This is a genomic window from Neisseria lisongii (assembly GCF_028463985.1).
GTDB classification, from domain to species: domain Bacteria; phylum Pseudomonadota; class Gammaproteobacteria; order Burkholderiales; family Neisseriaceae; genus Neisseria; species Neisseria lisongii.
Genome location: NZ_CP116766.1, coordinates 966994 through 989835, shown reverse-complemented (window position 1 = coordinate 989835; position 22842 = coordinate 966994). Strand labels below are relative to the sequence as shown.

18 protein-coding genes are annotated in these 22842 nt (G+C 49.8%); 9 read left to right on the top strand and 9 right to left on the bottom strand.

The genetic code is table 11. The features are described from left to right. The first annotated feature begins 123 nt into the window (after positions 1 to 123). On the top strand, positions 124 to 1836 hold the full coding sequence (locus tag PJU73_RS04415; RefSeq protein WP_237090498.1) for a proline--tRNA ligase: 1713 nt from the start codon (positions 124 to 126) through the stop codon (positions 1834 to 1836). 71 nt (positions 1837 to 1907) lie between these two features. Here the strand turns inward: PJU73_RS04415 and PJU73_RS04410 are convergent, their stop codons facing one another. Further along, positions 1908 to 3119: a D-alanyl-D-alanine carboxypeptidase family protein gene (locus PJU73_RS04410; RefSeq protein WP_237090653.1), complete on the bottom strand. Its 1212-nt coding sequence runs from the start codon at positions 3117 to 3119 to the stop codon at positions 1908 to 1910. A 218-nt stretch (positions 3120 to 3337) separates the two neighbouring features. Here PJU73_RS04410 and ilvA point away from each other — a divergent pair, with 218 nt between their 5' ends. Beyond that, positions 3338 to 4864 (top strand): threonine ammonia-lyase, biosynthetic, encoded by a 1527-nt coding sequence (ilvA, locus tag PJU73_RS04405; protein WP_237090497.1) that lies wholly within the window; start codon positions 3338 to 3340, stop codon positions 4862 to 4864. A 106-nt stretch (positions 4865 to 4970) separates the two neighbouring features. On the opposite strand, the gene PJU73_RS04400 is transcribed toward ilvA, so the two are convergent. Further along, positions 4971 to 5171 (bottom strand): protein MIGRI, encoded by a 201-nt coding sequence (locus PJU73_RS04400; protein ID WP_237090496.1) that lies wholly within the window; start codon positions 5169 to 5171, stop codon positions 4971 to 4973. A gap of 43 nt (positions 5172 to 5214) precedes the next feature. After that, positions 5215 to 5568 carry a hypothetical protein gene (locus PJU73_RS04395; RefSeq protein WP_237090495.1) on the bottom strand — a complete coding sequence of 118 codons (354 nt, stop codon included), beginning with the start codon at positions 5566 to 5568 and terminating at the stop codon, positions 5215 to 5217. Positions 5569 to 5696: 128 nt separating this feature from the next. Between PJU73_RS04395 and metX the strand changes: the two genes are divergently transcribed. Next, a complete protein-coding gene (metX, locus tag PJU73_RS04390; RefSeq protein WP_237090494.1) occupies positions 5697 to 6836 on the top strand; it encodes a homoserine O-succinyltransferase MetX in 1140 nt (379 codons plus the stop codon). Then, positions 6833 to 7414 (top strand): methionine biosynthesis protein MetW, encoded by a 582-nt coding sequence (metW, locus tag PJU73_RS04385; protein WP_237090493.1) that lies wholly within the window; start codon positions 6833 to 6835, stop codon positions 7412 to 7414. The genes metX and metW overlap by 4 nt, the downstream gene beginning before the upstream one ends. Before the next feature lie 151 nt (positions 7415 to 7565). Here metW and nusB read toward each other — a convergent pair whose 3' ends face one another. From nusB to PJU73_RS04370, 3 genes are all read right to left on the bottom strand, one after another. Next, a complete protein-coding gene (gene nusB / locus PJU73_RS04380; protein WP_237090492.1) occupies positions 7566 to 7991 on the bottom strand; it encodes a transcription antitermination factor NusB in 426 nt (141 codons plus the stop codon). Positions 7992 to 8085: 94 nt separating this feature from the next. Then, on the bottom strand, positions 8086 to 8568 hold the full coding sequence (gene ribH, locus PJU73_RS04375) for a 6,7-dimethyl-8-ribityllumazine synthase (protein ID WP_237090491.1): 483 nt from the start codon (positions 8566 to 8568) through the stop codon (positions 8086 to 8088). Positions 8569 to 8642: 74 nt separating this feature from the next. Further along, positions 8643 to 8963 carry a DUF2185 domain-containing protein gene (locus PJU73_RS04370; RefSeq protein ID WP_237090490.1) on the bottom strand — a complete coding sequence of 107 codons (321 nt, stop codon included), beginning with the start codon at positions 8961 to 8963 and terminating at the stop codon, positions 8643 to 8645. 207 nt (positions 8964 to 9170) lie between these two features. Here PJU73_RS04370 and rnc point away from each other — a divergent pair, with 207 nt between their 5' ends. The 5 genes from rnc (at position 9171) to PJU73_RS04345 (ending at position 18478) form a co-directional block, all read left to right on the top strand. Further along, complete coding sequence (gene rnc / locus PJU73_RS04365) at positions 9171 to 9890, top strand: ribonuclease III (RefSeq protein WP_237090489.1); 720 nt, start codon at positions 9171 to 9173, stop codon at positions 9888 to 9890. A 21-nt stretch (positions 9891 to 9911) separates the two neighbouring features. Further along, positions 9912 to 10832, top strand: coding sequence for a GTPase Era (era, locus tag PJU73_RS04360; protein WP_272607638.1), 921 nt, complete (start codon positions 9912 to 9914; stop codon positions 10830 to 10832). A 752-nt stretch (positions 10833 to 11584) separates the two neighbouring features. Continuing rightward, entirely contained in the window at positions 11585 to 12547 is a 963-nt protein-coding gene (locus tag PJU73_RS04355; RefSeq protein ID WP_443094077.1) for an IS110 family RNA-guided transposase, read from the top strand. A 995-nt stretch (positions 12548 to 13542) separates the two neighbouring features. Further along, positions 13543 to 16077: a hypothetical protein gene (locus PJU73_RS04350; RefSeq protein WP_237092016.1), complete on the top strand. Its 2535-nt coding sequence runs from the start codon at positions 13543 to 13545 to the stop codon at positions 16075 to 16077. Positions 16078 to 17077: 1000 nt separating this feature from the next. After that, the gene (locus PJU73_RS04345) at positions 17078 to 18478 is read left to right on the top strand and encodes a porin family protein (RefSeq protein WP_237092015.1); all 1401 of its coding nucleotides are present in this window, start codon (positions 17078 to 17080) and stop codon (positions 18476 to 18478) included. 377 nt (positions 18479 to 18855) lie between these two features. On the opposite strand, the gene PJU73_RS04340 is transcribed toward PJU73_RS04345, so the two are convergent. From PJU73_RS04340 to PJU73_RS04330, 3 genes are all read right to left on the bottom strand, one after another. Beyond that, entirely contained in the window at positions 18856 to 19869 is a 1014-nt protein-coding gene (locus PJU73_RS04340; protein ID WP_272607501.1) for an IS110 family RNA-guided transposase, read from the bottom strand. A 476-nt stretch (positions 19870 to 20345) separates the two neighbouring features. After that, positions 20346 to 21293, bottom strand: coding sequence for a transposase (locus PJU73_RS04335; RefSeq protein WP_237091776.1), 948 nt, complete (start codon positions 21291 to 21293; stop codon positions 20346 to 20348). Between the two features lie 410 nt (positions 21294 to 21703). Continuing rightward, a complete protein-coding gene (locus PJU73_RS04330) occupies positions 21704 to 22840 on the bottom strand; it encodes a zonular occludens toxin domain-containing protein (protein ID WP_237091775.1) in 1137 nt (378 codons plus the stop codon). Between the last annotated feature and the right edge of the window lie 2 nt (positions 22841 to 22842).

Sequence of the window (22842 nt, the reverse complement as noted above, 5' to 3'; positions counted from 1 at the left end):
GCAGGGAAAACCACGTTGTTCGGGCTGCGGTGGCGGAAACAGCCGACGGGTAAAATTCACGATACTAAAATGCCGTGTTTCCCTGTACAATAGGCGCTGATTTTAATATGAAGCTCAAATAAGATGAAAGCCAGTCAATTTTTTATTTCAACTTTGAAAGAAGCGCCTTCGGAAGCCTCGTTGGCGAGCCATAAGCTGATGCTGCGTGCCGGTCTGATTAAAGCCAATGCCGCCGGTCTGTACACATGGATGCCGATGGGGCTGCGTGTGTTGCGCAAAGTGGAAAACATCGTGCGTGAAGAAATGGGCAGGGCAGGCAGCGTAGAGTTGCTGATGCCGGTGGTGCAGCCCGCCGAATTGTGGCAGGAAAGCGGCCGCTGGGAATTTTACGGCAAAGAGCTGCTGCGTCTGAAAGACCGCAAAGATGCCGATTTCTGCATGGGTCCGACCTGCGAAGAAGTGATTACCGATATTGTCCGCAAGGAAATCAGCAGCTACAAGCAGTTGCCGAAGAATTTTTACCATATCCAAACCAAATTCCGCGACGAAATCCGCCCCCGTTTCGGCGTGATGCGGGCGCGTGAATTTGTGATGAAAGACGCTTATTCCTTCCATGCCGATTTTGAATCGCTGCAGGAAACCTACCGAGCCATGTATGATGCCTATTGCCGCATTTTCACCCGCTTGGGTCTGGATTTCCGTCCGGTGGCGGCGGATACCGGCAGCATCGGCGGCACGGGTTCGCATGAGTTCCAAGTGTTGGCGGAAAGCGGCGAAGACGTGATTGCCTACAGCGACACTTCGGATTATGCCGCCAATGTCGAATTGGCCGCTTCCTTGCCGTTGGCGGGCGAACGTGCCGCTGCGGCGCAAGAGTTGTCAAAAATCCACACGCCGAATGTGAAAACGATTGCGGAATTGGCAGAATTTTTGAATATTCCCGCCGAGAAAACGCTGAAATCGATTGTGGTCGAAGGTGAGGCGGAAGGTGAATTGGTGCTGCTGCTGCTGCGCGGTGATCACGAGTTTAACGACATCAAAGCCGAGAAACTGGCGGGCGTAAAATCACCGCTGACCATGGCTGCGCCGGAAGCGGTATCGGCGCAATTCGGTGCCAACGGCGGTTCGCTCGGTCCGGTCGGCTTCAAGGGCAAGGTTTACGCCGATTTTGCCGCCGAAAAAGGCGCAGACTGGGTTATCGGTGCCAATCAGGACGATTACCACTACACCGGCTTCAATTTCGGCAGAGATGCCGCCGAGCCGGAATTTGTCGATTTGCGCAACGTGGTCGAAGGCGACATCAGCCCTGATGGCCAAGGCCGTCTGAAATTGGCACGGGGCATCGAAGTCGGCCATGTGTTCCAACTGCGGGACAAATATTCCAAAGCCCTAAATGCCTCATTTTTGGACAACAACGGCAAATCGCAAATCATGGAAATGGGCTGCTACGGCATCGGCGTAACCCGTGTGGTGGCCGCCGCCATCGAACAGAACAACGATGAGCGGGGCATTATCTGGACCGAAGCCATGGCACCGTTTACCGTGGTGATTGTGCCGATGAACTACAAAAAATCCGCCGCCGTACAAGAAGCCGCTGATACACTCTACCAAACCCTGACCGCACAAGGCGTGGACGTATTGCTCGACGATCGGGACGAGCGTGCCGGCGTACTGCTCAACGATTCCGAGCTGCTGGGCATTCCGCACCGCATCGTTATCGGCGACCGTGGTCTGAAAGAAGGCAACGTAGAATACGCCTGCCGCCGCAGCGGCGAGCAGCAAACCGTTGCCCTTGCCGAAGTAGCGGAAAAAGTGGTAAAACTGCTGAACGTTTAATTTAAGCAGCAAAAAGGCCGTCTGAAAAGCGGAATCTCCGTTTTCAGACGGCCTTTGTTTTGTCGGAGCAATCAGCTGTTGCCGAACAGTGATTGAAACCATAACACAATGCTGTCCCAAATGCGGCCGAACCAGCCGGCTTCGGGGACGCTTTCGAGGGCGACGACGTTTTGTTCGGCGACGGTTTTGCCGTTTTGGACAATTTTGATTTTGCCCAGCACGCTGCCTTTTTCAATCGGTGCCAAAACAGGCTGTTCGGTTTCCAAAATCGGTTTGATGCTGCCGCCGGTGCTGTCGTGGGGGACGGTGATGTAGGCATCGTTTAAAAAGCCGATATTGACGGTGTTGCTGCTGCCTTTATAGACTTTGATTTGCGACAGGCTTTGTCCGGCGGGGTAGAGTTTGGCGGTGTCGAATGCCTGTAATGCCCAGTTGAGCAGTTTGCCGCTTTCGGCGGCACGTTCTTCGGTGGATTCTGCGCCGATTAATACGGATACAATCCGCCGCCCGTTGCGTTTGCTGGAAGCGGCGAGATGGTAGCCGCTGCTTTCGCTGTAACCGGTTTTCAGGCCGTCCACATTGGGGTCTCGAAACAGCAGCAGGTTGCGGTTGGGCTGTTCGATATGGTTGTATTTAAACGATTTAATGGAAAACAGTGGATAGTGTTGCGGAAAATCCCGAATCAGGGCGGCGGCGAGCAGCGATAAATCGGCGGCGCTGCTTTGATTGTCGTTGCCGATGCCGGTTGGATTGGCAAAACGGGTATGCACCATGCCGAGCCGTTGGGCGGTTTGGTTCATTTGGGCGACAAAAGTTTCTACCGAACCTTGGCCGACGGCTTCGGCAAGCGTCAGGGCGGCATCGTTGGCGGATTGGACAATCATGCCTTTGAGCAGGTCATCGACTGAGGCGGGCGTTTGCGGCGACAGAAACATACGGGAGCCGGCGGCGGCATGGCCTTGGGTGGAAACGGTGAGCTTCTGATCGGTTTTGAGTGCGCCGTTTTCCAATGACTGAAACACCAAATAGGCGGTCATCATTTTGACCAGCGAAGCCGGATTGACGGGTTTGTCGGCATCGGATTGCGCTAATACGGTGCCGCTTTGCAAGTCTTTCACCAAATATGCAGCGGCGCTGATTTGCGGCGGTGCGGCGGGATCGGTTATGGCGGGCGGCGCTTCTACGCTAACTTCTGCTGCGCTGTTCGGCGAAGCGGTCGGGGCGGCGGAAACGGCGGGCATCAATAAGCCGGAAATCAGCAGGCTGAGTAGGATTTTTTTCATCATGCGGGGGAATGTTCCGCTTTTTGGGGGCGGAAAAGATTAGAAACCAAAGTGAGGTATTATACCAACAAACGCTGTCTGCTAATATTTTTCTTGATTTCAGACGGCCTCGGGGGTATGGTTTTACCTTTCGGCTTTTTTCATGAGCTTCTGCTGCAGGCGTTTGCCTGTCTTACCGTCAAAATCATTGAAATAAAACAAGAATGGATTTTCGCACCATGAGCGCACCGCTTTCTTATTCCGATTACTTAATCCGCATTTTAACCGCCTCTGTGTACGATGTGGCCGTGGAAACCCCGTTGGAACAGGCTCGCAGCCTGTCAGGCCGTCTGAAAAACAATATTCTGCTCAAACGTGAAGACTTGCAGCCCGTGTTTTCCTTTAAAATCCGCGGTGCATACAACAAAATGGCAAAATTGCCGAAACATTTGCTCGATAAAGGCGTGATTGCCGCCAGCGCCGGCAACCATGCGCAGGGCGTGGCGCTGTCTGCGCAGCGTTTGGGTTGCCGTGCCGTGATTGTGATGCCGGAAACCACGCCGCAGATTAAAGTCGATGCGGTAAAAAACCGGGGCGGTGAAGTGGTACTCAAAGGCATTTCCTACAATGATGCCTATGATTATGCAATGGAATTGGCCTCGGCCGAAGGGCTGACCTATATCGCCCCGTTTGACGATCCTGATGTGATTGCCGGACAGGGAACGGTGGGCATGGAAATTGTCAGCCAACATGCCAACCCGATTGATGCCGTGTTCCTACCCATCGGCGGCGGTGGTTTGGCGGCGGGCGTGGCGGCGTTTATCAAACAAGTCCGCCCCGAAATCAAAGTATTCGGCGTGCAAACCCACGATTCATGCTGCATGAAGCAGTCGGTGGAACAGGGAAAAATCGTCCATCTGAAAGATGTCGGCCTGTTTTCAGACGGCACAGCGGTCAAAGTGGTCGGCGAAGAAACCTTCCGCCTGTGCCGTGATTTGCTCGACGGCATCATCACGGTCGATACCGATGCCATTTGCGGTGCCATCAAAGATATTTTTGACGACACCCGCAGCATTACCGAACCGGCAGGCGCATTGGCGCTGGCAGGTTTGAAGACCTATATTGCCGGACAAAAAGCCGAAAACCAAACCCTGATTGCCGTAACCAGCGGTGCCAATATGAATTTCCACCGTCTGCGCCACGTTTCCGAACGCAGCGAATTGGGTGAGGGCAACGAAGGCATTTTCGCCGTTACCATTCCCGAACGCCCCGGCAGCTTCCGCAAATTCATCAACTTAATCGGCAACCGCAACATCACCGAGTTCAACTACCGCTACGGCGACGACAGTCAGGCGCATATCTTTGTCGGTATGCAGACGGCCGGTTCGCAGGATTTGGCGGTGATTAGCGGCCAACTGACCGAAGCCGGATTGCCGAATGTGGATTTGACGCATGATGAAATTTCCAAAATCCATATCCGCTACATGGTCGGCGGCCGTACCGACAAAGTCGGCAACGAACGCCTAATCAGCTTCGAGTTTCCCGAACGTCCCGGCGCATTGGCACGCTTTTTGAACCATATGCAGAGCGACTGGAATATCACACTGTTCCACTACCGCAACCATGGTGCCGATTACGGCCGGATTCTGGTCGGCGTGGACGTGCCGCCGAAAGACAACGCCGCCTTCGCCGAGTTTTTGGACAGCTTGGGCTATATCTATCAGGAAGAAACCGACAATAAAGCATACCAACTGTTTTTGGCGTGATACAGGCCATGCCGTAAAGAGAGGCTGTAAGAATAAAACGATGCCGTCTGAAAATCCGGTTTTCAGACGGCATCGTTTTATCTTGTTAGGATTTGAACATTAAAACTCAATAAGCATCAGGGATATGTTTGAAATACAGCATCACCAGATACCACACCAAAGTGGCCAGCGAAGCGCCGAGCAAGACCCAAGCGCTGATTTGGGCAACTTCCCGTAATGCACGTTTCTGGCGGCGGCTGAAGAGGCGGCTGACCAGAAATGCAGCGAGTGCAAACAGGAAAAAAATGCGTAATAGTCGGCCGATCATGGTTTAATTTCCGTTTGGTTGGCGGTATGCCGTCTGAAAAGGCTTATTGCACGACCCGTTTCACACATTGCGCAGAAACTTGTGCGATTTTCTGATAATAGGGGTGGTCATCTTTATCGGTGTTCAAGCCCAAGTCAAGAATGGCTTTGAAAAACTCCGTTTCATCTGCATACATTTTTTTGGTTTCGTCATACAGGCAGCCGCACAAAGATTCGGCATTTTCCTGACCGGCGGCGGGCAGAATATTCAGACCTTCCTGAGCGCAGCTTGTTACAAACTCGTTGCGTATGGTGTGGTTATCCATATTGGCTGCTAATGTGCCGACCGCCTGATCTTTGATTTTGTCGCAGGCGGCAACGGCAAAACAAGCGGCAAGAAGCAGACAGAGTTTCTTCATTTTATTTCCTGATTGGTGGGAAAGATTGTGCGGAAAATACAGGGGAAAAGCGACATTTCAGCCATGCCATAGATTTCCCGTTTTGTTTCGCTATATAATACCGTTTTGCCGTATGGGTGGGAAGAGTTATGAAAAACGCAGGTTCGGTCGGCATTGTAAGACCGGAGAAAATCGCATTCGATACGCCGCTGACATTGAGCAACGGCCGGGTTTTGTCCCGCTTTGACTTAATGGTCGAAACCTACGGGCAGTTGAACGAACAGAAAAGCAATGCCGTGTTAATCTGTCATGCCCTCTCGGGCAACCACCATGTGGCGGGACGGCATTCGGCCGAGGATAAATATCCCGGTTGGTGGGACAATATGGTCGGGCCGGGCAAGCCGATTGATACCGACCGCTTTTTTGTGGTCGGGTTGAACAATTTGGGCGGTTGCCACGGCAGCACCGGACCGACTTCGCTTAATCCGCAAACCGGACAGGATTACGGTGCCGATTTTCCGGTAGTTACGGTCAAAGACTGGGTAAAATCGCAGGCCATGCTGGCAGACCATTTCGGTATCCGCCAATGGGCGGCAGTGGTCGGCGGCAGCCTTGGCGGAATGCAGGCTTTGCAGTGGACGATTGATTTTCCCGACCGTGTGCGTCATGCCTTGGTGATTGCCTCCGCACCGAAACTTTCCACCCAGAATATTGCGTTCAACGATGTGGCACGGCAGGCGATTCTCACCGATCCTGATTTCAACGAAGGGCATTACGCCCGCCGCAATACCTTGCCGGGACGGGGTTTGAAAATTGCCCGTATGATGGGGCATATTACCTATTTGGCGGAAGACGGTTTGGGTAAAAAATTCGGCAGAAAACTGCATTCAGACGGCTATCAATACGGATATGGCGTTGAATTTGAAGTAGAATCCTATCTGCGCTATCAGGGCGACAAATTCGCCGGACGCTTCGATGCCAACACCTATCTGCTGATGACCAAAGCCTTAGACTATTTCGATCCGGCAGCGGATGCCGGCAACAGCCTGAGCAAAGCCGTGCAGCATGTACAGGCGAAATTTTTTGTTGCCAGCTTCAGCACCGACTGGCGTTTTTCGCCGGAACGTTCCAAAGAATTGGTCAATGCCCTGATTGCCACCGGCAAAGCCGTGCAGTATATCGAAGTCAAATCCAATCACGGCCACGACGCATTTTTGATGGAAGACGAGCCGTATATCCGTGCCGTGGCGGCCTATATGAACAATGTGTACAAGGATATCCGATCATGAATTTGCGCGACGATTTACAACTGATTTACGACTGGATTCCCGAAGGCAGCAGAGTTTTGGATTTGGGCTGCGGCGACGGCGAGCTGCTATCGGCACTGGTAACGCATAAAAAATGCAGCGGCTACGGCATCGAAATCAACACCGACAGCGTCATCGCTGCTATGGCTCGGGGCGTGAACGTCATTCAGGCCGATTTGGAACGGGGTTTGGAAGAGTTTTGCGACCATTCGTTTGACGTGATTGTGTTGAGCCAGACTATTCAGTCGATGCAGAACACCGAAATGATTTTGCGCGGGCTGATGCGGGTGGCGGATCAGGCGATTGTCAGCTTTCCGAATTTCGGCTACTGGCGCAACCGCCTGCAACTTACTTTGGGCGGTCATATGCCGGTATCCGAACGGATGCCGTATCATTGGTACAACACGCCGAATATCCATTGGTGTACCCTGAAAGATTTTGATTTACTGTGCGCCAAAAACAAAATCCGCATTCGGGAACGGGCGGTTATGGCGGGCAACAAACGGATTGACCGTTTCCAAAACCTGCTCGGAAGTTTGGCGTTTTATCGGGTGGGTTAAACATCGGTTTTAATTAAATACAGGAGTAGGGCGGGCAATTTGTTGCCCACCTGTGTTGCTGAACTTGGGCATACATTTTAAATGTACTAATAAAAACCAAGCCGTCTGAAAATCAAATTTTCAGACGGCTTGCTTGTTTTTGATTGATGCCTTACGAGCGTTTCGGGTCGTTCGGGCGCAGTCGGGCGGCGAGTTTGTCGAGAATACCATTGACAAATTTATGGCCGTCGGTGCCGCCGAAGGTTTTGGTTACTTCGATGGCTTCGTTGATAATCACCGGATACGGCGTTTCCGGCATGGCACTCAACTCGTGGCAGGCCATCAGCAAGACGGCACGTTCAATCGGGCTGAGGTCTTTTTCGTCACGGTCGATCAGCGGGCGGATTAAGTCCATGTATTCGGCTTTGCGGCTGTGGGTGCCGATAAACAGTTTGCTGAAGAGTTCGGTGTCGGCTTTTTCAAATTCCGGCAAATCCTGAATGTTTTTCGCCACTTCTGGCGCAGCGGTGCTGTTTAATTCGGATTGGTACAAAGCCTGTACGGCCAGTTCGCGGGCGCGGCGGCGGGGAGTTTTCATGTTGCTTCTTTCTGTGTAACGGTTTTCAGACGGCATCTTTATTTATGATTAAGGCCGTCTGAAAATAGGATAGTCAAAGTTTTCCGGCCGATGGTTATTCATCGTCTTCGTCGTCAAACTGTTCTTCCAGCAGACGGTTGACCAGATTGGCGCATTCTACGGCGACTTTGGCGGCATCGGAGGCTTTTTCTTCAATGCGGACAATGGCCTGTTCGTCGTTTTCGGTGGTCAGAATCGCATTGGCAATCGGGATATTGTAGTCCAAACCGACACGGGTTACGCCGGCACCGGATTCGTTGGAAACCAGCTCGAAATGGTAGGTTTCGCCCCGAATCACTACGCCGATGGCAATCAGCGCATCGTATTGTTCGGAAGAAGCCATGTTTTGCAGAATCAGCGGCACTTCCAATGCGCCGGGTACGGTGGCAACGGTGATGTCTTCGTCTGCCACGCCCAATTCTTGCAGCGTATTGCAGCAGACTTCGAGCATTTTGCTGCCGATTTCATTGGTAAAACGGGCTTGGACGATGCCGATACGCAGCTTGCTGCCGTTGAGGTTGGGTTGAATCAGGTTCATTTTTCATTCCTTAAAATAGTGGATTTTCAGACGGCCTTTTATCATTGAGGCCGTCTGAAAACAGAATGGGCGGGTCAGTCTTGCGGCTGCCAGTCGGCGACTGCTTGGAATGTGCCGTTTTCCGTCCATTCCCAAGCGCCTTCGGTTTCGTTTAACAGGGCGGTGATTTCGGGATTGTGTTCGGTGATGTCGGCGATGCTGCAGACGGTGAAATTATCGGGGTTGTCGGTGTATTCGTCGCTTTCGTCGCCGCTGAAAAAACGCCAGCCGCTGTCGTGTTCGAAAACTGGCGCTTCACGGTAGAGAAAGCCGACCGGACGGCCTTGTTCGCTGACGGTTTTGGTGGCGATGCAGCGGTCGAGGGCGGCGGAGAGTGCCTGTGCAAAAATATTCATGATGTCAAATGTCAAACAGAGTGGGGCAATTTTACACGATTTGGCGGCTTTTCGCACCGATATTCCTGCGCCGCTGCCTGATAAATGCAGATTAATGGTATAATCGCCGTTTTTCAGCCTTAAAGTGTTTCCGTATTGGCAAAACGCCGCTGCGGCAAAGTATGGAAACACATTCGGGCTGCATTTATTCTATTCAGGAAACCGATTATGAAGTCCGATTTAATCAAACAGCAGGCACATCTTGCGATTCAGAAACGTTTGGATTACACCTTCCGCCGCCCCGAATTGCTGCGCCAAGCCTTGACCCACCGCAGTTTCAGCGCTGCGCACAACGAGCGTTTTGAATTTATCGGCGATGCAATATTGAATTATACCGTTGCCAAAATGCTGTATGACACGTTCCCCAAACTCACCGAGGGTGAGCTTTCCCGCCTGCGGGCCAATTTGGTCAATGAAGGCGTGTTGGCGGAAATCGCCTTGGAAATCAATGTCGGCGACGGGCTGTATCTCGGTTCGGGCGAACTCAAAAGCGGCGGTTTCAGACGGCCTTCGATTCTCGCCGATGCTATGGAAGCCATGTTTGCCGCCGTCAGTTTTGATGCCGACTTTTTCGAAGCCGAAAAAGTCGTACGCCGCCTGTTTGCCGAACGGGTGAAGCAGGTCGATTTCAAAAATCAGGGCAAAGACAACAAAACCACGCTGCAGGAAGCGCTGCAGGCACGCCGTTTGGCGTTGCCGAAATACCGTATCGAAGACCAAATCTGCTGCAACGGCGAAATCCAGTTTGTTATTTCCTGTGATTTGGGCGAACTGGGCTTTGTCTGCCAAGCACAGGGAAGCAGCCGCAAAGCCGCCGAACAAGAAACCGCCGCCGAAGCGCTCGCATGGCTGGAAAAGAAATTCCCTTTAAAAAAATCCCGCAAATAAAACATTGTTTAAAATCATATTATGGACATCGAAACCTTTTTGAATAACGAAAAGCCGCAACAGGATTACCGCTGCGGCTTTGTTGCCATTGTCGGCCGTCCGAATGTCGGCAAATCCACACTGATGAACCACTTAATCGGGCAAAAAATCAGCATTACCAGCAAAAAAGCACAAACCACCCGAAATCGTGTAACCGGCATCTATACCGACAACACAGCGCAGTTTGTCTTTGTCGATACCCCCGGCTTTCAAACCGCCCACCGCAACGCCCTCAACGACCGCCTCAACCAAAACGTTACCGAAGCCCTGAGCGGCGTGGATGTCGCCGTTTTCGTGATTGAAGCCATGCGTTTTACCGATGCCGACCGCATTGTGATGAAACAGTTTCCCAAACATACACCGGTGATTTTAGTGGTCAATAAAATCGACAAAGCAAAAAACAAATACGATTTGGAAGCCTTTGTCGAACAAGTCAGCAGCGAATTTGCCTTTGCCGGACACGAAGTCGTCAGCGCCAAACACGGGCTGCGGATTGCCAATCTGCTCGAATTGCTCAAACCCTACCTGCCCGAAAGCGTGCCGATGTATCCCGAAGACATGGTTACCGACAAATCCAGCCGCTTTCTCGCCATGGAAATTGTCCGCGAAAAACTGTTCCGCTACCTCGGCGAAGAATTACCCTACGCCATGAATGTCGAAGTCGAACAGTTTGAAGAAACCGAAAACGGGCTGCTGCGCATCTACATCGCCGTATTGGTGGATAAAGACAGCCAGAAAGCCATTCTCATCGGCAAAGGCGGCGAACGCCTGAAAAAAATCTCCACCGAAGCCCGCTTGGACATGGAAAAACTGTTTGACAGCAAAGTGTTTTTAAAAGTGTGGGTCAAAGTCAAATCCGGCTGGGCCGACGACATCCGATTCTTGAGAGAGCTGGGGTTATAGGCCGTCTGAAAATTGTATAGTGTGGATTTACTTAAAAAAGAGAATAGGGCGTAGGTTGGGTCGTAACCCAACAAAACCTTACGTTTTAAGGTATTTCCAATCGTGTTGGGTCGAGACCCAACCTACGCCTGTATAAATCGGCAAGCTAAGTTGGTCCACCTGCACTTTGTTCCCCGTCCCGCTGGCGGGAAGGGGCTAGGGGAAGGGTGGCTCGCTGTGGTGTTATATTTTTTCGGTTGATTCACTATAGTGTGCAGTTTATTGAGTTTTACGTTCATGCCGTCTGAAAACCTGCTTTTCAGACGGCATATTTTTGTTTCAAATAAGATATATATAGTGAATTAACCAAAAAATATGACAACCCAAGTGAACCACCCTTCCCGCCAGCGGGACGGGGAATTGTGTGTAGTGTGCATGCCAAAGCATGCACGTGTTCTCTAAATTCCCCATGAATGCCGTCTGAAAACGAGCGTAGCGAGTTTCTGCAAAGCTAAAACCGCAGGTTTCGCCAAAACGAGTAAAGCGAGTTTCTGTGAAGCTGAAATCAGATTTTCAGACGGCTTCGACTAAAACTCACAGAACAGGTGCGTGCTTTGGCTCGCACCCTTGTATATCCAACTTCCAGTATCATAACAAGCAACACCCGCCCGGCCGCCACCCGTGCGCACCCAAGGTTCAACAACCGCTGTGTAGCTTAGGGAAGCCGGGCAACCCATCAACACAACCGGACAGTTGCCCGACAACACAACCGAATGCAAGACAGGTTTATGATGAGTACCCAAAACTACGGCGGTATCGACATCGCCAAACGAAACTTCGTTATCGGCATCACGTCTTCCAAAAAGACCAAAACCGAGACCAACAACCAAAAAGGCTTTCTCCACACCATCGAATACCTGAAAAAACATCAGGTCTCACTGGTTGTGATGGAAAGCACCGGCGGACTGGAAATCCCATTGGCCAAAGCACTGCACCGGGCAGGATTCAAAGTCATCATTGCCAATCCCCGTCAGACGCACCAATTCGCACAGTCGCAATCACTCACCAAAACCGATGCGGCCGATGCCAAAATGTTGGCGTTTTACGCACAGGTAATCACACAAAAGCCCGATTGGGAACGGCAGCTCTATACGCCGCCGAGTGAGGCAGAAGAAATCCTCGAAGCCTTAATCAGCCGCCGCACTCAACTGGTTGAAATGCGCAGTGCCGAAAAAAACCGTTTGCAGCAGGTACATGAAACACAGATTCAAAGTGTTGAAGCACTGATCGCACATTTCGACGCACTGATTGCTGCTTTGGACAGACAGATCGAAGAACATAACGACACTCATTTTGGCGACAAAAGCAGTCTGCTGCAAAGCATCAAAGGTATCGGCCCGACTACTGCAGCGACCTTATGTGCGATGTTGCCGGAATTGGGCAGAGTATCGCATAAACAGATTGCCGGTTTGGTAGGTGTCGCCCCTTATGTGAAAGAAAGCGGCACAATGAAGTTTAAAAGCCGCTGTTTCGGCGGGCGCAGTGCTGTACGCAAAACGCTGTATATGGCGGCGATGGTGGCGGCACACTACGAACCGAGGATTAAGGACTTCTACCAACGTCTGCGTTTGCGGGGTAAGCCGTACAAAGTGGCGGTAACGGCCTGTATGCGTAAGCTGCTGACGATTCTGAATGCGATGATGCGGGATCGTTTGGCGGCAGTGAGTGCTGTTTGATCATGTTGAAGTATTGCCGGTTTTGTTCAGACCGGCCTTCAGACTAACCGTTTTTGTATTTTTGCCCGACGGGGTGAAAAATACAGTTGCTACAGGTATCGGATTAAATTGTATGGAGTATTAAGTGGATCCACCATATATAGTGAATTAACCAAAAAATATGACAACCCAAGTGAACCACCCGTCCCGCTGGCGGGAAGGGGCTAGGGGAGGGTGATTCACTTGGGTTGTCATATTTTTTGGTTAATTCACTATATACAAACCGCAAGCCCAATTTTCAGACGGCATCATCTTCCTTGTTTAAAAAACCTTCTCCGTCGCCAGCCATTATGCCATCTGAAAATAGGCTATCAACTCTAAATATCCCATAAAAATTAACACAATCAAACAATAATTAACCTAACCTAACCTAACCTAACCTAACCTAACCTATTATAGTCTTTTAATTTTCAAAAGTTTACAATCTAAGCAGCATAAAGGCAAGTTGCCGATATGCCTGCTGTATCACAGCAGCAGTCAAAAATCGATTTATCTTAAGTGCCGTTTGGCCCATCAATGCAGCTGTTCTCTACCGCTGCAGCGACGGAGCAGACAGCAAGCCACTAAACTTAGAGGATAGGTATATGACTTCTCAAAAACACAAACTTCCGGTAACCAAATTCGTATTAACCGGCGTATGTGCCGCCGTATTAAGCGCCTGCGGCAGCGTCAACGACAAACCGATCGACTGGAATCTGATCACCGGCGCAACCCAGCCGCAAAGCTATCAAACAGCCGAACAATCCGCCCAAAGCAGCCTGCAAGCCCTGCGCTCAGCGCTGCAAAGCCTGACCCAAGATGTCGAACAAACAGACATCAAAACCAAACAAATCAAACAACAGCTCACCAGCATCGAGCAAAACCAAACCACCACAGCGGATAAAAAAACCGCAGCAGACAAAGCCGCTGCCACCGACCGCAGCGCAGCCGAAGCCCTAAAAACTGCCAATGCCGCATTGGCCCAAGCCCAAAAAGCGCAGCAAACCGCACAAGATGCCTTAAACAAAGCGAATGCCGCCATCGCAGCAGCCAAAACCGAGGCCGAGAAGACAGCAGCCGCTGATCTGAAAAAACAAGTAGAAGCGCTCAAACAGCAAACCGAAAGCCGTCTGAAACAGATTGAAGCCCAACTCAAAGCCAGCCAAGAGCTGAAAAACCAATCAGCCAAACTGGCCGCAGAAAAACAAAAAAGCTATCAACAGGCCCAAGCCCAAGATGCTCAACACCAAACTGCAGATCAAAAAGCCCAAGCCGCATTGGCAGAGGCACAAAAATCCAGCACCGGCGTTGCCGACAGCCTGAAAGCAGCCCAAACTGCCAAACAAAGCAGCGAAGCCGCCGCCAAAGCCGCCGCTGCCGCTAAAACCGCAGCCGATGCCGCCAAAGCAGGCAGCACTACCGCCGCTAAAGCAGACGCAGTAGCCAAAGCCAACGCCTCAGTACAAGCCGCCGAGGCCGCCAATACAGCCGCCCAAACTGCCGCCCAAAAAGCTCAAACTGCAGTCAATGCCGCCCAAGCCGCAAAAACTCAGGCCGACCAAGCCGTAGCCAATGCCACCGCAGCAACTAAGGCTCAAGCCCAAGCATTGCAAGCCCAAGCCGCCAAACAGCTGGCCGAAGCCCAAAGCCTGAAACAGGCAGCGGATAAACAGGCAGCAGCCGATAAAGCAGCGCTTGCCGCCGCAAATGCGCTGCAGCAGGAAGTGCAAGCAGTTTATGATCAGATTGAAGCGGAAAGGAAAAAAGCACTGCGTGGGGATTTGGATCAGAAATTGGCTCAACTGAGTAAAGACGCATTAAGTAACTATAGTAGTAAAGCTCCTTATGAACTCTTTAATTCATCAGAAATTGATATAGCGGTTGCTGATGATTTTTCTGCGCAGCCGAATCTTTATGTTCATAGCGGTATCAAGGTGTTTAGTCCGAAGAATATTATGAGAAAAGAAGTTGGAGATGGGTGGGATAAGATTGATATAACATCTGATTCATACCAGGGAAATTTTGTTCTTGCTAAAGATAGCTATTTCCCTAATCCATTAACCGAAGTCAATAGAATTGGTACTGAGGTTTATAAACAAGCTGGGCTGGATTATGAAGATGGTACAACCGTTGATATTTTAAATGCAACCACAAGTAGATTTGCTCGAGTGGGCTTGGCTTTGCTGTCTGAAGTGAGTCCGACAGGTAATGCAAATCCGAGCGGAGATATCTATCGATCATGGAGGCTAATTGAGTATCCTTTGCTTGATGTATTACCAGGAGTGAACGAAATTGAAGCATTTGTTGATAATGAAACAAAAGCCCCTTTTTGGAAAGTCAGTGCAGAGAAGAAATCAACTGCTTTGGGCGGACGTTTACTTCATGAGCCGTCAGTAGAACAACAGTTTTATGATTTGACAGGTCGTAGAGTTGCTACATTTAGTATAAAAGAACCGGATACTTATCTAGTTTTAGGCGGGCGTACAGAAGGGTATGACGATGAGAAAGGGGATGTCAATCTTTCGCTTGGTCAGTATTTTGACTTAAAGGCAGATGATATCGCTATTGAACCTGGAATTAAAGCTGAGTTGATTGGTTTTGAACCTGGTACTCGTTATGGTGATGGCTTTAAAATTGCATTGCCGAAAGGAGAGTATGTTGTTCGTCATGATGCTTTAAATAATAAGTATTTGATTGAAAAATCAATTCCAGGTGAGCCATTCTTTTATAACTCAGGACATGGCCAAGGTTTTTTTGCCGCAGTAGAGCAAGTGAAGCAAGGCGTGTTTGCCGATAAACGAGTATTGGCGCAACGTTTTGCTTATCTTTCAGATAAGCAGAGTAATGATCCTAAAGTTGCAATTTACAGCTACGATATCGGCAAGGCCAACGGCGTGGATCAGGCGTATCTGAATCTGACCGCCTGGAAATATAAAGACGGCGCAGGCAAATATCAGGCAGGGCCATACAATATTCAGGTATTCGACAAGCTTGGCAGATTTACAAACGGCGAACAAAACCTGCCGCTGTATGTTGATGATCCGCACAAGCCGGGTATCCAAGGTTTGCAGGCCACTTATAGCGGCCTTGCCTATAACAGCAAAGACGGCAAACAAGACGGCAAGCTGACGTTGAATGCCAAATTCACCGCAGGTGCAGACGGCTTTGCTCAAAAAGTGGCCGTAAACGGTAAGATTACCAACCGCCGTTTGGATAAAGACAGCCAAGGCAAACCGCGCGATTTATTCTTTGCCAGCGGCTTCAAACAGCAGCTTCAAGTTGCCCAAGGCATGCCGCAGGCAAATGCCGGTAAAGATGTGGCCTTGCGTGCCGCCGGTAAAGATGTGGAGCTGACTGCTTGGATGAAAGGTTCGCATAAAGACGAAGCCGCAACCATTTACGGTACGGGCAAAATGGTCTTCGGCGGCCCGAAAGCCCAAGAAGCCGGCGGTATCTTGAATATCACCACTCATGATGGCGAGAACCGAATCGGCTTTATCGGCAAACGTTAAACACTAAATCCTTGAACCAAAGGCCGCTGAAGAAGTTTTCAGACGGCCTTTTTGGGGGAGATAGCGTCGTTATCGAATGTTTAGCACATTTTAAATTCACGATAGATTACCAAACCCGTGCATGCTCAGGCAAGCGTGCTACCGGTGAATTCGGTGTAGCGTGTGTGCCGCAGCACGCACGGATTCAGTGAGTGCCACATAGTGAATTTCACATTCCAAATTCACGATAGAACCAAACCCGTGCATGCTCAGGCAAGCGTGCTACGTGCTACCGGTGAATTTGGTGTAGCGTGCGTGCCGCAGCACGCACGGATTCAGTGAGTGCCACATAGTGAATATCACATTCCAAATTCACGATAGAACCAAACCCGTGCATGCTCAGGCAAGCGTGCTACCGGTGAATTTGGTGTAGCGTGTGTGCCGCAGCACACACGGATTCAGTGAATTTCATATAGTGAATATCACATTCCAAATTCACGATAGAACCAAACCCGTGCATGCTCAGGCAAGCGTGCTACCGGTGAATTTGGTGTAGCGTGCGTGCCGCAGCACGCACGGATTCAGTGAGTGCCACATAGTGAATATCACATTCCAAATTCACGATAGAACCAACCCGTGCATGCTCAGGCAAGCGTGCTACCGGTGAATTCGGTGTAGCGTGTGTGCCGTAGCACGCACGGATTCAGTGAGTGCCACATAGTGAATATCACATTCCAAATTCACGATAGAACCAAACCCGTGCATGCTCAGGCATGCACGCTACCGGTGAATTTGGTGTAGCGTGTGTCGCAGCACGCACGGATTCAGTGAATTTCATATGGTGAATTTCACATTGTGCGGGTGGCGACCCAGCCTACACCTTTAAGTGAATCCACGATAACCCCGATTAAAAGGCCGCTGAAGAAGTGAACTGCACCTTTTAAAGTTGGAGGGAGTGTCCAACTTTTTGGGGACAGTTCAAAGTTTTCAGACGGCCTTTTTTCAAAAAACAGGAAACCACATGAAAAAAACAGCCATAACCCTCTTACTGCTCGCCTGCAGCTATGCCCAAGCCGCTCCCGAAAGCGATGCCGACCGCCATTTAGACAAAGTATTACCGCAGCAAGCCCCGCAGCAGCCCGAAATCGGCGACAGCCTCAGCCCGAGCCAACCCGACAACACACAGGAAACCGCAGCAGCCACACCCCCAAGCATAGAAGAAATGCAGCAAAACCCCGCCCTCAGCGAACCCCTGCTTAACCAAGCCCTTACCATGCGCCACTACGGCGCAGTGGCCGAGTTCGCCCAAGGCGCTCTATGGCGTGCCGAAGGCAAACACAGTCAAGCCATCAAAAGCTACCGCCGCATGTTGGCCCAAAACCCCGACCTACCCGCCGTCAAACTCGACTTGGCCGCCATGCTGTTTGAAGACAAACAGCTCAAAGATGCCCAAACCACCTTTAACGAAGCCAAAAACGCCGGCTTACCGGAAGACGTTTTACCCCGCATCACAGAATACGAAAATGCCATCACCGAAGCCCAACGCTGGCGCTTCTCAGGCAACCTCAATTACGAAGCCGACAACAACATTAACAACGTATCCGCCGAAAAAACCATCACCACCCCCCAATTCCCCGGACTGGCCCTCACCAAAAACGAAGAATACCTACCCAAAAAAGCCAAAGGCTTCTCCTACGGCCTCTCAGCCGACAAAGACTACAGCCTCAGCGGCCACCACTATCTGGGCATAGGTGCATCATTAGACGGCACCAGCTACTGGAACCGCCACGACTATGACGACATGACCCTCAAAGTATTCAGCGGCTACCGTTTCAAATCACTTAAAACAGACGGCTACCTCTTACCCTTTTGGGAAAAACGCCGCTACGGCAACGAACCCTATTACAGCAAAACCGGCATCGACAGCGGCATATCCCGCTGGATAACCGACCGCTGGCGGCTCTCCGCCAACAGCTCCCAAGGCTGGAAAAGCTACACCCAACACCGCCACGGTCGAGACAGCAGCCTGAGCATAGGCGCAACCTATCTCGCAGGCAGCCAAACCTATCTGTTTGGCGGCATCAACGGCAGTCGGGAAAAAATGCACGCCGCCCCAAGTTCCAGCAGCAAACGCCTGGGCGGCTACATCGGCTGGGGACAAAGCTGGCCGGCCGGCTTTGGTAGCCGCCTCGTATTCAACCGCTACAACGAACGCTACGACGGCACCCACTACATCTTCACCGACACCCGCCGCCAAGACCACAACCGCGCACTGTCGCTCACCCTCTGGAACACCCGCCTGAACGTCTGGGGCATCACCCCCCAACTCAACTGGCGTCTGACCCGAGTAAAAAGCAACATCGATGCCCTGCACAGCTACCGTAAACACAAAGTATTCCTCAGCTTTGAAAAAGCATTTTAAACAGCTGAAACACTTTGCCTGAAACAAGGTGCAGGTTTTGAATACCATACCCATGCCGTCTGAAAACTCGTTACGTCCGTTTTGGCGAAACCTGCGGTTTTCAGACGGCTTATGGTTTGGGCTTTGAATGCTTGGGCTACTTTGACAGTAATTCCGTGCATGCTTGGGCATGCACGCTACGATCGGACATTGTTTTTAGACAGCTAGTTAACCGTAGCTGTTATTCCTGAAAAAGGTCTGTGAATATCATAATTTCATTTGAAATCAAGGTGTAGTGTGCATGCGTTAAGCATGCACAGGGCTGTATAGTAAATTCACTGAATAATTCATACAGTTTTTTTTAAACAGGGCGTAGATACTATAAGCCCCCCAACAAATCAAGCCTTATCCAGACACATTTTCGCATAGCGTTCTTCGTTAAAGGGTTGTTGGTACTTCAATACAGATTGGGCAATGGTCACGAGTTTACGCATCAGAGCCACAATCACGGCTTTTTTTGCCAGTTTATTACGCTCCAGCAAGCGTTGGACAAACGGGCTGTAAATACTGTCCTTATATTTGCCAAAGCAAAACGACACGGCCGGCATATAGAGTATCTTCCTCAAATCACTCTGTCCGATACGGGAGATACCGACCCGCTTATCTACACTCGTTCCCGATTGTCTGACCATCGGGGTCAGTCCGGCGTAGGTCGCAGCAGCACGTCCGTTTTTAAACCGAGTGCCGTCGCCCAGTATGGCGAGCAGCCAACAGGCTGTGGTTTTGCTGATGGCGGGAATACTGCTCAGCAGATGATGGTTGTGTTTCAACTGATCATCCTGTTTCACCAACTGATGAATATGCGTTTCAACGGTTTTGACTTCGCACTCAAGAAAAGCAATCAGACGTTCGGACGAAGCCATCGCATACTCGTCCAACAGCATCTGCAGCCGGACTTTTTCTTTGGTCAGCGCTGCTTTTAAATGTTCGAGATGACGAAGTTGGCGCAATAAGGCTTTTTCGTTATTGCCCTTCGGTTGCCACAGGTCAAACTCATGAACATAGCTTTCGGCTAAGCGGGCAAGTAATTTGGCATCCGCTTTGTCGGTTTTGGAACGTAAGTTCAAACCTTTGGCAAAGTTGGCGGCACATTTGGGATTAATCACGACTACCGAATGTCCGGCCGCATATAAGTATTCGCACAACCTTTCGTGATAGACGTTTGTCGCTTCCATCACGATATAGAGCGGCTTATCCGAAAAGCTGTTCAGCCATTCGCTCAAAGCAGCAAAACCTTGCGGATGGTTCTCAAACTGGTGGTGTTGATACACTTTTGCGGATTTTTTAACCGCAACATCGAACTTTAACTTGGCAATATCGATGCCGATAAAATAAAATGGGGTGTCCATCATGCTCCTAACCTTGTGAATGCAGACTATGCACAGCATGTCTATGATACTATTCGGGGTGTTTGGACATTGAAAACAGGCTTTTATCTACGTCGCGGGCTTTGAAGCCCAAGGTTGGCGTACAACTCTGTTTTCAATCCCGCCCCTGATAGCTGCTTCTGTCGGGGGCTTTTTATTTTATCTTGTGGTTGGTGTTTCTTATACAAGGTTGGGTCGAGACCCAACACGATTGGAAATACCTTGAAACATAAGGTTTTATTGGGTTACGCTCGTGCCTCGCTAACCTCAACCTATAGTTAAAACACCGAATTTTCTGTACAAATCGGCAAGCTAAGTTGGCCACCTGCACTTTGTTCCCCGTCCCGCTGGCGGGAAGGGGTTAGATAGTGTATTGCTACGTCAATAAATTTTACATTTCTTAATAGAAAGCATAGGCAGCACCCTGATTTTTTCAGGGTGCTGTTTTTAGACGGTTGTGTTTATTGGTATCGGGTTTTATCGAATGTTTCGCCGTTTTTTAACAAGGTAAATGCGATAACAGCCAATTTACGCATAATGGCGGTAATTATCAGTTTGGGCGGCTTTCCTTTGGCTCTCAAACGGGCTGTAAGTTGGGGAAAGGCGTTGCAGCGGTAGGCTACTAAGGCGGGCATATACAGGTTTTTTCTGAGTGCTGCACTACCTATTTTGGATATTCTGCTTTTGCCTTTAATGCTGCTTCCTGATTGGTGCTGTTTCGGGTCAAGACCGAAATAGGCGGTAAATTGTTTTGAGTTGGTAAATTGATGGCGTTTGTATGCGGATAGGAGGGTTGCGCTGGACTGTTCTCCTATTCCTGTGATGCTTTGAAGCTGTCTGCGTTGGGTGTCGTATTCGGGATGGGTTTTATAAAATTCTTGAAGCTGTTGGTTAACGGTGCGGATTTGATGGTTCAGATGGATGAGTGTTTCCTGTATATGTTTGATGATGTAGTCAGGGGATTGGTGGCATTTGGTCTGTTCTGCTGCACGCCGTTGTTTCAGGTATGTTAAATAGCGGGTCAGTTCCTGTAATTGTTTTTGTTCAGGTGTTGGTGGCTGCCAGTGCTTCGGTTTGTTTGTCCGGCAGTATTCTGCTATAAGTTTGGCATCTTGTTTGTCGTTTTTGGTCCGTTGGAGTTTGGATTGTGCATAACCTTTGATTTTTCTTGGGTTTTCTACGCTGATAATGTAGCGGCAGTAGAGGTATTCGGCCAGTTTTTCATAATAGATTCCGGTGGCTTCGCAGCAACAATGGAGGTTTTCGGTGGCATGGTGTCCGACAAGCCACTGTTCTAGGTTTTGAAAGCCTTTTTCGGTATTGCTGAATTGTTTTTCGTAATAACAGCCGTCTGAAATCAGACAGCAGTCTATGGTGTGTTTCGAAATATCTATTCCTAAGTAGTACATTGTTTTACCTTATGGATGCGGGCTGTCTGCCCCGGATAGTGTTCAAACTTGAGATGTACGAAAGCCTGCGCTTCTTTCTAACCCGCAAGATTGATTCTTAAGGGAAATGGGCGAAGTCGCAGGCTTTGCCGGGTATTTCGTCAAATACCAAGCCCTCAATATACCTGTTTATATTCAGGGCTTGAAACTTTAAAGGTTTTGCCTTCGGCGACATTCGCCATGTGGCAGAGGTTGGGGGAATAAAACGCTCCCCCAACCTTGCTTTGAGCGTATTTTAGGCTGGAGCGTCAAGGGGTATCCAAAAAGATTTGTAAAGACGATAAAACTGTCTTTACAAATCTTTTTGGACATCCTCCCCTTGACTTGGCATAGGTTGCTGTAAATGTTACGGGCAAGATTGGTTTTTTGAATTATTCGGATGATTGAGGATTTTCACTACCTAATACATAAACTTCGGGTTCAAGTTCGACAGGTGTTACCGGTATTTGTCGGTTACTGTTTTCCGACAGTTGTTGTGCAATATCCAAATAGGGATTGTAAATTCCGTTTTTGACGAAGTCCAAACACTGTTTTTTATCGAATCCCTGTATGGGTGTTGCTTGGTCGGTATAACAGGTACATTTGTTTCCGTTTTGAACACAGGCTACAGGATAGGGCATGGTTTTTACGGCTTTGTTCATGTTGTCGTATATTGGGGCGGTATGGGGTTGCCCCTGTATTCTCGGTTCGTAATCTGCTTTGCTTAAATAGGGCTTAGATGCTTCGGTTTGGGGTGCTTGCAGGCTGTTTTCTTGGGGTGGGTATTGCCCCGATGCGTTCGTGTCGTTTGCTGCCGGAGCAGCCACCGCCCCGACCGCTTCGGGGCTTGAAGCTTGCGCTTCAATTTTTTTAGCGGTGTTGGTTGGTTTTTCTATGGTTTTCCATGATTTATAAACATAAAAGCAGCCAATCAGTACAACCAGTATGGCTACAGGCAAAATATAGATGGCTTTACTCCGTTTAACTTTTATTTTGGTGTGTTCTTCGGCGGATTTATACACACCGAAGGCATTTTTATCTAAGGTGTATACGCTTTTAACAGCATTTTGAACATCAGTTTTGCTTTGTGGGTCTCCGAAGCGTTCCCATTCAATCATGCGGCGTACGCCTAAGTTTGTTTTGCCGATATGGCAATGATGGCCTATAAGGCTTCTGACATTGATGTCTATCAAACGAGGATGCTGTGTCAGCAAAAAAATATCAATGCCTTTATGGCGGTGGGTTTCCAGTTCGGCAACGTAATCAGGAACTTTTGAACCGCTGGGTCTGGGACGAAATACCCGCTGGCATTCGTCTATGACAAGAATAGCACCTGTTGGCGCCCATTTATGCCATGTCTGCATAGATTCGCCTTCAGGTATAGGTTGATTAGGAATGATGTCGCCTTTTACTTCGGGAATGCCGTCCAAATAAAGCGGCCGGTTCTGTAAATCTTTACGGTTCATTAGGTCTGAAATCATTTTCAGGGTTTTACCCGAACCGGGTACGCCTGTAATCAGATAAAGCATGG